Consider the following 12,894-nt stretch of genomic DNA (forward strand, 5'->3'; position numbering starts at 1 on the left):
CGTCCGAGCTTCATCGTGTGCCTCCGTGTGTTGCTCGTCCCCGACCTATCGACCGATGCCCGGTGAGCCTATCGACAGCTTCAGTTGTCGCGCCTGGTCGAGATGAAAAATGAAGGACGGGCGGGAGCGGATCAGGAGCATCCTGAGGTCCGCGCTGGTTGTCGATCGGATGAAGGCGTCGGTGGAGTTGACCAGCCGACCAAGACTGTCGACCTCACGATCGAGATACGCTTCGTTGAATCCGCGCGAGTCGACTTCGTTGAGCCTCGCGAGATCGTCGTTGGCTTCTTTAGTCAATGCGTCGCTCGTTGCGCTTCGTTGAAGAGTGGCCGCGAGTCTCTGCGTCAACGCGGCGATTTCCTGATTGACCTGTCCATGCTCGGCGACGATCCGCCTTGCGAAGGCCTGCACGCTTCTGGACTGAGTCCTCTGCAATGCCAGTTCTCCCGCGGCGATCTCCGCCTGATTCGCCACGAAGACGACGCCAGCCATTTGGGCGTCTGTCAGACGCTCGCCTTGTGCACACGCCTGAGTCATCCACGCGAGAACGAAGAGCGAGATTGCGGCGATGCATGTGGCTTTCATCTCGACTCCGCCGTATATGCGTTACGCAGCGGTCGCCGCGCGCTCGATCCCGGCTATATCGATCTTCTTCATCGTCATCATCGCCTCCATCGCGCGCCTGCCGACATCCTGATCAGCGCTGTTGACGAGTTCGAGCAACCGCTTCGGCGTGATCTGCCACGAGAAGCCCCAGCGGTCCTTGCACCATCCACAAGGCGCTTCTGCTCCGCCATTGCCAATGACCGCATTCCAGTACCGGTCGGTCTCTTTCTGATCATCCGTCAGGACCATGAAACTGATCGCCTCGTTCGGCTTGTAATTGGGCCCGCCGTTAAGTCCCACGAAGCGCCGGCCGAGCACGGTGAACTCGACCGTCAATTCCGGACCTTGCCCAATGCCCGGTATAGGCGATACATGCCCTGCATCGACATGGCTGTCAGGAAAGGTGGCCGCGTAAAACTCCGCCGCCTCGCGCGCTCGACCTTCATCGAACCACACGCATGTGACGAGTTCAGGCATTGCAATCTCCTTTTCGGTTGGCAACGACTTTCGATAATAGTCTGCAAAGGGCGCATCACAACGCGAACTCCATGAGGCTGCCCGCTCTCGGGTAAACGATTAACTTCTCTTTTCGAGCGTGCCGAGCGCACTGAAAAAAGCGATGCTATATTGCGCCAGAGCGTTACGCACGTTGGCACAAACGGCGACCGCACCGGGCAGACAAGCCCGCCATCCGTACAGACAAACCACGGAGGAGACGTGAAAATCAAGAAAGCGATTGACCGCATTCCAGGCGGCCTCATGCTGGTGCCCTTGCTGCTCGGCGCCTGCGTTCATACGTTCGCGCCGGGCGCGGGCAAGTACTTCGGATCGTTCACTAACGGCCTGATCAGCGGCACCGTGCCGATCCTCGCGGTCTGGTTCTTCTGCATGGGCGCGACCATCGATCTTCGCGCGACCGGAACCGTGTTGCGCAAATCGGGCACGTTGCTCGTCACGAAGATGCTCGTCGCTTGGGTCGCGACGATCATTGCGGCGCACTTCATCCCAATCGATGGGATCAAGAGCGGTCTCTTTGCGGGGCTGTCCGTGCTGGCCATCACGACGTCGATGGACATGACCAACGGCGGTCTCTACGCCGCCGTCATGCAGCAATACGGCAGTCGCGAAGAGGCGGGCGCGTTCGTGCTGATGTCGGTGGAATCCGGGCCGCTCGTCAGCATGCTCATTCTCGGCGCGACGGGCGTCGCGGTCTTCGAGCCGCGGCTTTTCGTCGGCGCGGTGCTGCCGTTCCTGGTCGGCTTCACGCTCGGTAACCTCGACGCCGACCTGCGCGAACTCTTCGGCCGCTGCGTCCATCCGCTGATTCCGTTCTTCGGCTTTGCGCTCGGCAACGGCATCGACCTGCACGTGATCGTGACGAGCGGATTGCCGGGCATCATCCTCGGGCTGGGGGTCATCGTCGTGACGGGCATCCCGTTGATCTTCGCGGACCGCTGGATTGCCGGCGGCAATGGCGCGGCGGGACTGGCGGCGTCGTCGACGGCGGGGGCGGCGGTAGCGAATCCGGCGATCATCGGCGAGATGATTCCGCGCTTCAAGCCGCTCGTACCGGCGGCGACGGCGATGGTCGCAACCGCGTGTCTGGTGACCGCCATCCTCGTGCCGATTCTGACCGCGCTGTGGGTTCGCCGATATCGTGCTCGCCACGGGGTGGAGGAGATGCAGGCGGAAGAAGCCGTGCGACCGATCGGCGAGCGGGACGTGCACGCTTGATTCATCGGGTGTCAACTATTTGACGCACCCGATTCCCGCAGCCATGCACGGGGAACGGGTGCGGATCATCAAAGGCTCGGCCTACGATCACCCAAACCACCGCGACGTTCGAGCATCGCGCCCAATCGCAGGATGGTGGCTTCATCGAGCCACTTGGCGACGAGCTGAATACCGATCGGCAGGCTTTCCGAACTGAAGCCGTAGGGCACCGAAAGCGCGGGCAACCCGGTGAGATTGAACGGCGAGGTCGCGCTCATGACGTGCGTCCAGGGCACCGTGACGCCATCGACGACGAGTTCCTGCGCACCGTGCAGCGTGGCGGTCATCGGATTGACCGGAGTCAGCAACACGTCGTACTTCTGGAAGAAACCGGCAAAGCCGGACCTCAGGGCTTCGGCTTTCGTCTCCGCAGCAAGGTAATCCGCGAACGACGGGTCCGGCATCTCCACGATCCCTCGCCCGACCGCGTGCAGTTCCTCCGCGCGCCCGGCGGCAAGCGCTTTCACGTAAGGCACGATCTCGCCGTAGACGACGGTCATCAGCGCGCCGAGCGGGTTGTCGAGAAAGGGCAGCCGAACCTCTTCGACATCGCATCCCAGTTCCGCGAGTTGCGCCGCAGCGGCCTTGACCGCTGCGCTGATCTCGGGATCCACGGGGCCGAACGCCGCATCGGAGACCCAGCCGACCCGGATCGGCTGGCCGGCGATCCGGGTGCTGGATTCAGCGTCGCGGGCGTGGATCGCGTATCCATCGACGCCGTCCGGTCCCTTGAGAATCGAATAGCCCAGTGCGACGTCGCCGACCGAGCGGGCCATCGCGCCGACATGCCACCATCGCGCGATGACGCTCGGATAGTGACCCGTGTAGGGCACGCGACCGTGCGTGGCCTTCAGCGCCGCGATGCCGGTGAACGCGGCGGGACCGCGCACCGAGATCGCGACGTCGCTGCCGATGCCGATCGGCGACATGCCGGCCGCAATTGCCGCCGACTCGCCTCCCGACGAACCACCGGGCGTGCGCTCCAGATTCCACGGATTATTGCTGCGGCCGGTGACAAGATTGTCGGTCTCGGTCCATGCCGAGAATTCGGGCAGATTGGTCTTCATCAGCGGGATGCCGCCAGCCGCCTTGAAGCGCGCGACCGCCGTAGCGTCCTTGTCGGGGATATTGCCGGCGAAGAGCTTCGAGCCGCGCTGCGTCAGGACGCCGGCCGTATCCAGCGCGTCCTTGATGGAAAACGGCACGCCGTGCAGAGGGCCGAGCGTATCGCCGTTCAACACGGCTGTCTCGGCTGCCTTCGCGGCCTTGCGCGCATCGTCGCGCATCAGCGTGACCACCGCATTGACCTTCGGATTGACAGCTTCGATCCGATGCAGATGCGCTTCGACGACTTCGACCGGCGAAAGCTCACGGGTGCGGATGAGGCGCGCCAAGTCGGTTGCGCTGGCGTAGAAGATTCGGGACAGATCGCTGGCGTTCATACGTTCACTCCTTCGTTTGCCCATCGACGAATTGCGATGCGCTTGCAAGTCGCCAGAATATATTGATCCGCCACGTCGATTAACCTAATCTTCGAGGATATGAATCATCGAGAAAACGCATGAATACAATGGGCCTGTTCGAGGCGGAAACGTTTTTGATGGTCGCGGAATGCGGCGGCTTCGGCGCAGCCGCGCGCGAGCTGGGCGTGACGCAGTCCACCATCAGCCGGCGAGTGTCGATTCTGGAAGGCCGGCTCGGCGTCCGGCTGATCGAACGCACGACCCGGCACGTCGCATTGACCGATGCCGGCCTCTCTTACGCCGACGAGTTGCGCGACATCCTGCTGCGCCTGAGACAAGCCGACGAGCGCGCGCAGCGCCGCACGGCGGAGCCCGAAGGCCTGCTGCGCATCACGATGCCGACCGCGTTCGGGCGTGCGTGCGTCGTGCCCTGCCTTGCGCGGCTTGCCACGCGCTACTCACGCTTGCGCTTCGAAGTCGATCTGTCGGACCGGTATGCGGATTTGCTCGAAGGAAACCATGACGTCGCCGTGCGCCTCGCGACGACCGCGCAGTCGGGGATCAGCGAGCAGCGCATCGCTTCGGTTGCGTTGTGCCTGTGCGCATCGCCCGCGTATCTCGCCTTGCGCGGGCCGGTGTCCGAGCCTGCGCAAATCGTCGATCACGACTGCCTTGCGCTGCGAACCTACGCGCCGCGCACGAGCTGGCATGTGATCTGGCAGGACAGGGCCGCTGAGGTCAATTTCGTGCCAAAGATGGTGGTAAGCGATTTGTTTGCGCTGGCGGACCTGTGTCGCGCGGGGCTCGGCGTGGCGGTCCTGCCGATGTATGCCGCGGCGTCCGCACTGGAGGACGGCAGCCTGATTGACGCGGCGCCCGCGCTCAGGTTTCCCGATCTCGATGTCTTTGCGGCCTACGCACGCGATCGGGAGAAGTTGCCCAAGATCGCCGCGCTGATCGAAGAGTTGAAGCAGATTGGAGATCTCGCGGCTCCATCGCGATAGCGAGATGCTCACAGCAATTTCCAGTGCTCCAGTTCCTTCGAGAGCGCATCGGCGTCGACGAAACGATGCCCATGCAGCCCTGCATCGATTGCGCCGGCGACGTTGGCGTCCGTATCGTCGATGAAAAGCGTCTCGCTCGCGCCGATGCCGAGTTGCTCCACGCAGCGCAAATACGCCTCGGCCGCCGGTTTCGACGCGCCGAATGAAGCGGATGCATACACATGCGGGCCGAACACACGCGCGACTCCAGGATTGAGATAGCCGATATGGTCGGTGACGAGACGGCAGTTGTTGGTCAGCACCGCGATTTTGTGCCGCTGGGCCACGCGCTCGGCAAGCTTGAGCGACTGCGCGTTGGGTGTGATCGACGCGTGGCGCGCCGCCAGCCATTTCTCGCGATCGACCCGGCAACCGAGCATTTCACCCAAGGCGCTCAGATATTCATCGTCGGTGATCTGACCAGCGTCGGCGCGCGCTTCGAGACCGGAACCCCAGATGGCGTGGCGCACCATGTCAGGCGGCTGGCCCGTCGTCGCCGACAGATGATCGACTCGCGCGGAGCGGTCGTAGTGGGTCAGCACGCCTTCCATATCGAACAGCACGAGAGATATCGGTGATGGCATGACCTACCTCGCTGTCGACCAGAGTTGGCCCTTCAGGGCCTTACTCTGGTCCCATGCAACGCTGTCGACCAGAGTTGGCCCTTCAGGCCATGCAACGCTGTCGAAGAGCCTCCATTGTGCATGGAAGAAAATAGCGGAGCGGTACGCCATCATTCTTTGCGCGTCTTCGGTTGTTCGGGCTGCGGGTCGCGTCCACGTTGCGTGGGTGCTCGCGTACATGCATCCGGTGGGGCCACATAGGCCGTGTCGTCGCAGCAGCACGCGTAGACCGGAAACCCGTACGCATTCGTGCCGATGATTTTCGTTGGCCCGTGCAGCGGGCACACCGCGTTCATGTCGTCTCCTTGAAGTCGCCGCAAAAGCAATTCAAATCGATATTCTACGACCGTCTTTACGTCGTATCGTCGGCAATCTCGCCGCAGCGCACCTTCAGATCCGCAGTCTTCGAGCCACTGAAAAGACCTACACTTCAATCATCGTTTTGGTCGCGGACGACACCCGCGAAGGAGCGACACCATGAACACCGAAGGCACCGGCTGGACCGACCAGCCCGACGATGCGAACACGATCGCCATGCTCGTCGAGCGCGTTCGCGCGCAGCAGCAAGCGATCGCTGCGAGCGCCCATACGAACCTCGGCGGCCGTATCGACCGCGCGCAGCACCAGAAGCAACTGCTCGGCGCATTCGGCGTCCTGCGCCTCGCCGAGACGATCCCCGCCGCCGTTCGAGCCGGCCCGTTCATCGAGCGCGATGCAGCCGGGCAGCCAGTGGAATATCGCGTGGCGTGCCGCTTCTCGAACGGCCAGCCGTGCCCTTTCGCCGATACCAAATCCGACGTGCGCGGTATAGCGCTGAAGTTCTTCACCGCTGACGGAATCGAAACCGATCTGCTGATGACGAACGAAGGCGGCCGCTCGCATTCGCGCAACGCGACGCAGTTCATGGCGGTGGCCGACATCATCGTGGCGAAGCTCGCCGGCGGCCTGGCCGATGCGTCCGGCAAGATAGTGCACGAATTGTCGTCGGGCGAACTCAAAGCAGGCGACGGGATTCACGCTCTCGAGATCCTTGCCAGGGAGATCAAGTTTCACGAGGTGGCGAGCCTCGCGACCGAGCGTTACTGGGGATCGGTCGTGCAACTGGGCGATACCGCGATCAAATACGTGCTGTCGCCGCACGATTCGAGCGTCGCGGGCACAGTCGGGGACAGGCACGCGGACGACTATCTCCGCGAGGACATCATCAGCCGGCTTGCGAACGGTCCGGTCAGATGGAAACTCGATGTGCAGCTTTTCCTCGACGAAGAACGCACGCCTGTGAACGACGCTTCGGTGGCGTGGGACGCGCCGCTCGTTCAAGTCGGCGTGCTGGAGATATCGTCGCCGCCTTCGGACGCCGACGAGACGATCGTCAATCAGATGGCGTTCAATCCGGCCAACGGCTTTCGGCCGCTCGGCATCACACATGCACGTAAGGACGTTTATGCTGCGAGCGCTGCGAACCGCAAGGATCGCGGGTTGCTCGCAAGCGACGAGGCACGCGAAGTCCTTGGCAACAAACCGATTGCCTGAGCGAGCGTCGCGAGGCGTCAGCGGGCATCGAGCCCAAGAAATCGAAACGGAGGAGCGGGCTCAAATTTCCCCGACACTTGCATTCCCGCCCATCATTCACATCGGATGCGCGCGACCCGCCGTCGTCAGCAAGGCGACGGCGGCCGGATCGGGCATACCGTTGGCATCGATGGCGCCTGCTTTCGCCAGCGTGTCGAGATCACTGTCGACGCCTGCTTGCCCGACGATGAACGGTGTCGTCAGAAACGCCGGCGTCGACAGTGTGACCGAATAGCCCTGCTGCAAATTTGCGACGACCGCCGACTGGGCAGCCATCACATTGCTCTCGTTCGCGAGTACTTGCTGGTAGCGCGCGTTGTTGGGAAAACCCGCGATGAGGTTGCTTTCGGTCGTATCGAGTTGCGAAGCGAGGTAGACGAGCATCAACTCGGTCTCGGGCGTCGTATTGAACGTGCCGCCGGCGATCGCCAGCGAATGCAGGGTCGCGCCACCGGAAGTTACCGTGAGAATGCAAGGAAGCGCGGCGTTGAGCGTGATGCTGTAGTGCCCGCCGCCATCGGACAACGTGGAACCTGAGCCTTGCGCGCAAGTGACGCCGACCGTCGCGCTGGCGAGCGCCTTGCCGGTCGCGGCGGTTCCGGATAGTGCGACGCTCGGAATCACGTATGCGCCGCTACAGGCGTCAAAGCCGATGCAGGAGTTTGCCCCGCACGCGGCGAGCGTCGCGAGCGAAGCCACGCATAGCGCAGCGAGCGCCGGTCGAACGCAACGTGTGTCGTGAGTGTTCATGACGGCCCGCCATCGATGGAAGGACATCAGCCGATTTTATGCTCGACACGACGGTTGCGCGCGGAACGCTTACTGCGCCCCTGCGCCCTGCTTCACCGTCCCATCTGGCTGCGGCACTTCGATCGGTTTGACCTCGACGCGCGCAGTACCGTTTTCCTTCAACCCGAGTTTGTCGGCCGTTTTCGGTGACACGTCGACGATTCGATCCTTGACATAGGGACCGCGATCCCTGATTTCGACCACCTCGCTGTTGCCGTTCTCCAGATTCGTGACCCGGGCCTTGGTGCCTAGCGGGAGAGTCTTGCTCGCGGCGGCATTGGATTGCGGATTCATCTTCGTACCGTCGGCCATTTTCTTCTTGTAGAACTCCCGGCCATAGTAGGAGGCCTTGCCTTTACTAGGCTTGCCGGAGTGATCGAGGCCGGCGTGGCGCGATGTCTTCTTGCTCGCGTGACTGGCATCCGTGGACGTCGGTTTCTGCGCCGGAAGCGCCGTGCTCACAACGCACGGCACAGCCAGAAACAGCAGCGCTCGAAGCGCGGCTCGCAGCCGATTCCCGGTGGTATGAAGATTACGTCCCATCTGCCTCTCCTTTGCAGCCTTTGGAGGCAGCGGGCGCCCGGTCCGCGGGCTGAGGAGTGTCTATGGTATCGGTCGAACGTTCGTCAGTTCAATACACGATGCGCTGTCGCTGCCGAAGCATGTCGACGTGAGCCCTCGGCGCCCCCCGACGAACTAAAATGACATTGACGGGACTGCTGGAGAAAATCATGGATACGGCGGACAGGCAAGCTCTCAGAACGCGTCGCGATGCCGTCGTGAACGCTCACATCGAAGCGGAAGCCGTGCGCCATGACGTCGCCGCCGCACTGGCCACCTTCCGCAATCCGCGATACGAAGTGCCGGCCGTGGGTCTGATTGCCGACGGGGCGGATGCCGTCGAAGGGCTTCTCAACCAGTTGCTCGCCGCATTTCCCGACTTCTGGCTCACGAAAGACGCAGTGCATCATGGCGATGACGTCGTCGTCGTGGAGGCCAGATTCGGAGGCACGCATCGCGGCGTATGGGCTGGCATGGCCGCGACAAACAAGCCGATGGAAGTCCAGAGCGCGTTGATTTTTGTCTTCGACGACGCCGATCTCATCTGCGAAAAAGTCTACTTCGATCACGCGACCGTTCTGCGTCAACTCGGCGCGCCTGCCTGACGCGTCGAGCAAGCGGCAACCCGCTGAACGCATGGCATAATCGCCCGAAATCGACGGGTACTCTCAACCATCCAGCCCGATATGCGCAGCCGCTTTCACCGGAAGATCGGCGTCATGCTCGGATTGCTTGCAATCCTGCTCGCGACGTTCGCGCCCGTCGTCTCGCAAACGCTCGCGCAAAGCGGCCACAATGCGCATTCCCACTCCTTCTGCTCGGCACAACCGTCGCCCGACGAGGACGCCAGCCACCATTCATCTCTGCACGACGGGCAGGCCTGTGCCTACTGCCACCTCCTCACCCACGTACCCGCACTGCCCAGCGCGCTCGCGGTATTTGCGTTCACGGTCTGGGCCATCCAGCATCGCATCGCCACGCGCTTCGAGAACTTGCGGCGTGTCGTCACGCTAACCGTCGCGCAACCGCGCGCGCCACCTTTCGCATCCTGATCCGAGTCGCATAGAAATTCAGTGCCTTCGCGCGTCCGCTCCCGGCTGCGCGCGCACCAATACGACCGTCTTCAAGGATGAGCCCATGCAAACCACGTCAACACGTGGCGGCGTGTCGCTGCTCACGGCTTCGCTCGCCGTGACGGCTGCCGCTGCCTCGCTTCTATACAACGCGCCCGCGAGCGCACACGCAATCGCCGGTGACCGCGTTTTCCCGGCGACGATGTCAGTCGACGATCCCGGCGTCGGCGATGAAGTCAACTTCCAGTTCGGCCATATCAAGGCGCCGAACGACGACGGCAACGACGCGAACTTCAACTCGACGTCGTTCGAATGGGACAAGCTGATCACCTCGAACCTCGCGCTGAGTGTCGGGGGCGCTTATCTCAGTCAGAACGCGCCGGAGAACGGTTCTGCCAAAGGCTTCGACAACGTCGAACTCGGGCTCAAGTATCTGGCATACGTGAACGCGAAGCACGAGTTCATGGTGTCGGTAGGCGTGAGTGCGGCGCTCGGAGGCACTGGAGCGAAATCGGTCAGCGACTCGTTCTCGACGATCGCCCCGGCGCTCTTCTTCGGCAAGGGCTTCGGAGACTTGCCCGATAGCCTGAGTTATCTGCGACCGCTCGCCATTACCGGTGAAATCGCGCCGAACTACACGACGAATGCGTCGGCGCCGAATTCGCTCGATTGGGGCGTCACGATTCAGTACAGCATTCCCTATCTGCAATCGCAGGTCAAAAACCTGGGTCTCGGAGCGCCGTTCAACAACTTCATTCCGGTGGTCGAATTCCCGATGAACACATGCACTCAAGGACCGTGTTCGGGCCATACGACCGGCACGATCAATCCCGGGGTCATCTGGCTCACTCGCTGGGGACAACTCGGCATCGAGGCGCAGTTGCCGGTCAATCGGGCGTCCGGCAGACACACGGGCGTGCTGCTGCAAGCGCATTTCTATCTTGACGACATCTTCCCGAACTCAGTCGGCAAACCACTCCTCCATCCATGAACACGACCACTCTCATGCGCGGCCTCGTTGCCGCTTCAGCCCTCGTGCTCGCGCAGCTTGCTTGCGCGCACGCGTATCCGACGCATCAATCGCCCGAGGCGGGCGCGACCGTCTCGCCGGCGCCGCACGAGGTATCGATCGAATTCGACGATGCGCTCGAGCCTGCCTTCAGTTCGATCACGGTAACGGACACGCAGGGAAAGTCCGTGACCAGTGGCAAATCGACAGTGGACGCAGGCAACAAAAAGCTAATGAAGGTGGCGCTGGCGAGTCTTGCGCCGGGGAGTTGCTCCGTTGCGTGGGTGGCCGTTGCCGATGACGGCCACCGGACGCAAGGGCATTACAAATTCGTCATCAAGTAGTGTTCGATTGCGTTGTCGCGGCGCAAAGCCGGCGTCGGTATCCTTGAGGAAGTGGGCCTTGCACCAGCGGCAAGGTCTCAAGCTTCCGACACCGCGCAGCGCATTGAACGCGCAGCGCTCCGCTGCCAAAAGCCCGGCATTCAAGTCACGATCGACCTTGCCGTTAACTGAACCAGGTGAGCCATCGTTTCGCCCGCGGTCGTTTCCCTGGCGACCGCAACGCTCCAACTTCGTCTTCTCTCCGATATGAACCGCCCGCTGTCAAAACAACAATCGGTCATCAAACCAAGCGTCGTCACGCTTGTCACCCTGGCCGCTCTTCTGCTGATCGGCCTACCGTCGGCGCGCGCCGGCACGCAAGTAGGGGAAGTCCGCGTGTCGCTGACCGTCCTCGATCGCTGCACCATGAATACAGACGATCGTCGCACCACCGTCGCATGCATCGCGGGCGGCCAGTACAGCATCCTCACAGACAAGCCGTTTGCAACGTCGGTCATTTCGACCGATAACACTCCTCCTGCCAGGGGTGAAAAATACATAGAAATTGCTTTTTGAATCAAGCGTCTAGCCTTTGTCTGTGTCATGACGTACACAAGTTACAAACCGTTACCGTTCTCGTACGAGGAATCGACATAATTTCGCTCGCCTGCCCAAAAAACGCGCGACTTCAGCGCAAAGGGTCCACGAGTGAGGTTGAGAGATGCGTCGTCGTTCCATTCCCGTTTCGTTGTTGTCGTTCGCCCTGGCAGCCGCGCCGTTGTTGCCGTTCGGCGCATTGGCCGCTACCCGCACCACCACGTTCAGCGTCACGCTGACGCTGCAAAACGACTGCCAGATTGCCGCGAACACGTTGAATTTCGGTAATTCCGGCGTCATCGCGACGAACATCGATCAAACGACCACGCTCTCGGTCACCTGCACCAATGGCGCGCCCTACAACGTCGGGCTCGACGCTGGCTCGGTAGGCGGTTCGACGGTGGCCAACCGGCTCCTCGGCGGCACGGGCACGCCGGCGCCGACAGTCGCCTATCAGCTCTACCGTGATGCGGCGCGCTCGCTCATCTGGGGCCAGACGGTCGGCACCGATACCCAATCGGGCACGGGCACGGGCGCTGCGCAGACCCTGACGGTCTACGGCCGCGTCGCGCCGCAGAACACCCCCGCCGCCGGCACCTACTCGTCGACTGTCACCGCGACCGTCACGTTCTGATGCGGCGTGCGCAGTTCCAACGGGCCGCTCGACGGCTCGCCGGCTGGCTTTTTCCTCGCGCCGCTGTCTTGCTCGGCGCGGGGCTGATCGCGTTCGTGCCTACGCAATTCGCCGATGCCGCCGCCCTGCAGGTCTCCCCGATTCGTCTCGATCTCTCCGCCGATCGCCCTGCGGCCGCGCTGACCTTGCACAACGACGGCACGACGCCGATCAACGCGCAGGTCCGCGTGTTCGGCTGGACCCAGGCGCTCGACGAAGACCGCCTCGAACGCAGCGACCGGGTGGTCGCCAGTCCGCCGATCGTGCAGATCGCGCCCGGTGCCGATCAGACGGTGCGCATTCTGCGCGTCGGCAATACGCCGGTAAGCGAGGAAGAGACATATCGCCTGCTGATCGACGAAATTCCGAACGACCAGACCGCGCAGACCACGGGCGTGCGCGTCCAGTTGCGTTATTCCGTGCCGGTGTTCGTCGGCGCGCCCGAGGGCAAGCCGCCGGTCGTCGATTTCGCGCTGGAGCACGCTGCGCCGCCCGCTTCGGCTGCATCGGGCGCAGCGCTGATGCTGCGCGCCGCGAACCACGCGACGGGCCACGCCCAACTCAGCCAGGTCCGGCTTGAATGGCCGAATGGTCAATCGACGCAAGTCTCCTCAGGCCTCCTCGGCTACGCCCTGCCACACGCCACGCGACGCTGGCCGATCGCGGGTGCGCCTGCGGGCGCGGCGTCGGCGACCTTGCATGCCGTCGTCAACGGCGAGGCGTTCACGACCCGGATCGCCGTCGAGCCGGCTAGCGGGGCAGCGGTGTCGGCTGTACCCGCGCGTTGAC

At 62.8% G+C, this 12,894-nt stretch carries 16 protein-coding genes; 10 read left to right on the top strand and 6 right to left on the bottom strand.

What is annotated here, in order from left to right:
• Positions 1-45: 45 nt before the first annotated feature.
• Together AWB67_RS06750 and AWB67_RS06755 are read right to left on the bottom strand one after the other, a co-directional pair.
• Positions 46-585 carry a DUF4142 domain-containing protein gene (locus AWB67_RS06750; protein WP_087655465.1) on the bottom strand — a complete coding sequence of 180 codons (540 nt, stop codon included), beginning with the start codon at positions 583-585 and terminating at the stop codon, positions 46-48.
• 21 nt (positions 586-606) lie between these two features.
• Positions 607-1,083, bottom strand: coding sequence for a VOC family protein (locus AWB67_RS06755; protein ID WP_087655466.1), 477 nt, complete (start codon positions 1,081-1,083; stop codon positions 607-609).
• Between the two features lie 240 nt (positions 1,084-1,323).
• Here AWB67_RS06755 and kdgT point away from each other — a divergent pair, with 240 nt between their 5' ends.
• Positions 1,324-2,340 carry a 2-keto-3-deoxygluconate transporter gene (kdgT, locus tag AWB67_RS06760; protein ID WP_087655467.1) on the top strand — a complete coding sequence of 339 codons (1,017 nt, stop codon included), beginning with the start codon at positions 1,324-1,326 and terminating at the stop codon, positions 2,338-2,340.
• 68 nt (positions 2,341-2,408) lie between these two features.
• On the opposite strand, the gene AWB67_RS06765 is transcribed toward kdgT, so the two are convergent.
• Positions 2,409-3,821: an amidase gene (locus AWB67_RS06765; protein ID WP_087655468.1), complete on the bottom strand. Its 1,413-nt coding sequence runs from the start codon at positions 3,819-3,821 to the stop codon at positions 2,409-2,411.
• Between the two features lie 119 nt (positions 3,822-3,940).
• On the opposite strand from AWB67_RS06765, the gene AWB67_RS06770 reads away from it, so the two are divergent.
• Positions 3,941-4,846 (top strand): LysR family transcriptional regulator, encoded by a 906-nt coding sequence (locus AWB67_RS06770; RefSeq protein WP_087655469.1) that lies wholly within the window; start codon positions 3,941-3,943, stop codon positions 4,844-4,846.
• Between the two features lie 8 nt (positions 4,847-4,854).
• Here the strand turns inward: AWB67_RS06770 and AWB67_RS06775 are convergent, their stop codons facing one another.
• Positions 4,855-5,469 (bottom strand): HAD family hydrolase, encoded by a 615-nt coding sequence (locus AWB67_RS06775; RefSeq protein WP_087655470.1) that lies wholly within the window; start codon positions 5,467-5,469, stop codon positions 4,855-4,857.
• Positions 5,470-5,985: 516 nt separating this feature from the next.
• On the opposite strand from AWB67_RS06775, the gene AWB67_RS06785 reads away from it, so the two are divergent.
• Positions 5,986-7,041 (top strand): catalase family protein, encoded by a 1,056-nt coding sequence (locus AWB67_RS06785; protein ID WP_087655472.1) that lies wholly within the window; start codon positions 5,986-5,988, stop codon positions 7,039-7,041.
• Positions 7,042-7,137: 96 nt separating this feature from the next.
• On the opposite strand, the gene AWB67_RS06790 is transcribed toward AWB67_RS06785, so the two are convergent.
• Together AWB67_RS06790 and AWB67_RS06795 are read right to left on the bottom strand one after the other, a co-directional pair.
• On the bottom strand, positions 7,138-7,830 hold the full coding sequence (locus AWB67_RS06790; RefSeq protein ID WP_087655473.1) for a hypothetical protein: 693 nt from the start codon (positions 7,828-7,830) through the stop codon (positions 7,138-7,140).
• A 69-nt stretch (positions 7,831-7,899) separates the two neighbouring features.
• Positions 7,900-8,412, bottom strand: coding sequence for a septal ring lytic transglycosylase RlpA family protein (locus tag AWB67_RS06795; RefSeq protein WP_087655474.1), 513 nt, complete (start codon positions 8,410-8,412; stop codon positions 7,900-7,902).
• Between the two features lie 188 nt (positions 8,413-8,600).
• On the opposite strand from AWB67_RS06795, the gene AWB67_RS06800 reads away from it, so the two are divergent.
• The 7 genes from AWB67_RS06800 to AWB67_RS06830 all read left to right on the top strand — a co-directional run bounded on the left by AWB67_RS06800 (position 8,601) and on the right by AWB67_RS06830 (position 12,893).
• A complete protein-coding gene (locus AWB67_RS06800; RefSeq protein ID WP_159964804.1) occupies positions 8,601-9,035 on the top strand; it encodes an ester cyclase in 435 nt (144 codons plus the stop codon).
• Between the two features lie 81 nt (positions 9,036-9,116).
• Positions 9,117-9,482 (top strand): DUF2946 domain-containing protein, encoded by a 366-nt coding sequence (locus AWB67_RS06805; protein WP_087655476.1) that lies wholly within the window; start codon positions 9,117-9,119, stop codon positions 9,480-9,482.
• Positions 9,483-9,567: 85 nt separating this feature from the next.
• The gene (locus tag AWB67_RS06810) at positions 9,568-10,494 is read left to right on the top strand and encodes a hypothetical protein (protein ID WP_200822184.1); all 927 of its coding nucleotides are present in this window, start codon (positions 9,568-9,570) and stop codon (positions 10,492-10,494) included.
• On the top strand, positions 10,491-10,856 hold the full coding sequence (locus tag AWB67_RS06815) for a copper resistance CopC family protein (protein WP_087655477.1): 366 nt from the start codon (positions 10,491-10,493) through the stop codon (positions 10,854-10,856). Before AWB67_RS06810 ends, AWB67_RS06815 begins: the two co-directional genes overlap by 4 nt.
• 246 nt (positions 10,857-11,102) lie before the next feature.
• The gene (locus AWB67_RS06820) at positions 11,103-11,411 is read left to right on the top strand and encodes a hypothetical protein (protein WP_087655478.1); all 309 of its coding nucleotides are present in this window, start codon (positions 11,103-11,105) and stop codon (positions 11,409-11,411) included.
• A 145-nt stretch (positions 11,412-11,556) separates the two neighbouring features.
• Complete coding sequence (locus AWB67_RS06825) at positions 11,557-12,066, top strand: Csu type fimbrial protein (RefSeq protein WP_087655479.1); 510 nt, start codon at positions 11,557-11,559, stop codon at positions 12,064-12,066.
• 95 nt (positions 12,067-12,161) lie between these two features.
• Positions 12,162-12,893: a fimbrial biogenesis chaperone gene (locus AWB67_RS06830; RefSeq protein WP_235025059.1), complete on the top strand. Its 732-nt coding sequence runs from the start codon at positions 12,162-12,164 to the stop codon at positions 12,891-12,893.
• The last annotated feature ends 1 nt before the right edge of the window (position 12,894 follow it).

The organism is Caballeronia terrestris (assembly GCF_001544515.1).
Lineage (GTDB): Bacteria > Pseudomonadota > Gammaproteobacteria > Burkholderiales > Burkholderiaceae > Caballeronia > Caballeronia terrestris.

Coding starts and splice junctions, on each gene's coding strand:
- AWB67_RS06750 (WP_087655465.1), bottom strand. CDS start 585: ATGAAAGCCACATGCATCGCCGCAATCTCGCTCTTCGTTCTCGCGTGG.
- AWB67_RS06755 (WP_087655466.1), bottom strand. CDS start 1,083: ATGCCTGAACTCGTCACATGCGTGTGGTTCGATGAAGGTCGAGCGCGC.
- AWB67_RS06765 (WP_087655468.1), bottom strand. CDS start 3,821: ATGAACGCCAGCGATCTGTCCCGAATCTTCTACGCCAGCGCAACCGAC.
- AWB67_RS06770 (WP_087655469.1), top strand. CDS start 3,941: ATGAATACAATGGGCCTGTTCGAGGCGGAAACGTTTTTGATGGTCGCG.
- AWB67_RS06775 (WP_087655470.1), bottom strand. CDS start 5,469: ATGCCATCACCGATATCTCTCGTGCTGTTCGATATGGAAGGCGTGCTG.
- AWB67_RS06785 (WP_087655472.1), top strand. CDS start 5,986: ATGAACACCGAAGGCACCGGCTGGACCGACCAGCCCGACGATGCGAAC.
- AWB67_RS06790 (WP_087655473.1), bottom strand. CDS start 7,830: ATGAACACTCACGACACACGTTGCGTTCGACCGGCGCTCGCTGCGCTA.
- AWB67_RS06795 (WP_087655474.1), bottom strand. CDS start 8,412: ATGGGACGTAATCTTCATACCACCGGGAATCGGCTGCGAGCCGCGCTT.
- AWB67_RS06800 (WP_159964804.1), top strand. CDS start 8,601: ATGGATACGGCGGACAGGCAAGCTCTCAGAACGCGTCGCGATGCCGTC.
- AWB67_RS06805 (WP_087655476.1), top strand. CDS start 9,117: ATGCGCAGCCGCTTTCACCGGAAGATCGGCGTCATGCTCGGATTGCTT.
- AWB67_RS06810 (WP_200822184.1), top strand. CDS start 9,568: ATGCAAACCACGTCAACACGTGGCGGCGTGTCGCTGCTCACGGCTTCG.
- AWB67_RS06815 (WP_087655477.1), top strand. CDS start 10,491: ATGAACACGACCACTCTCATGCGCGGCCTCGTTGCCGCTTCAGCCCTC.
- AWB67_RS06820 (WP_087655478.1), top strand. CDS start 11,103: ATGAACCGCCCGCTGTCAAAACAACAATCGGTCATCAAACCAAGCGTC.
- AWB67_RS06825 (WP_087655479.1), top strand. CDS start 11,557: ATGCGTCGTCGTTCCATTCCCGTTTCGTTGTTGTCGTTCGCCCTGGCA.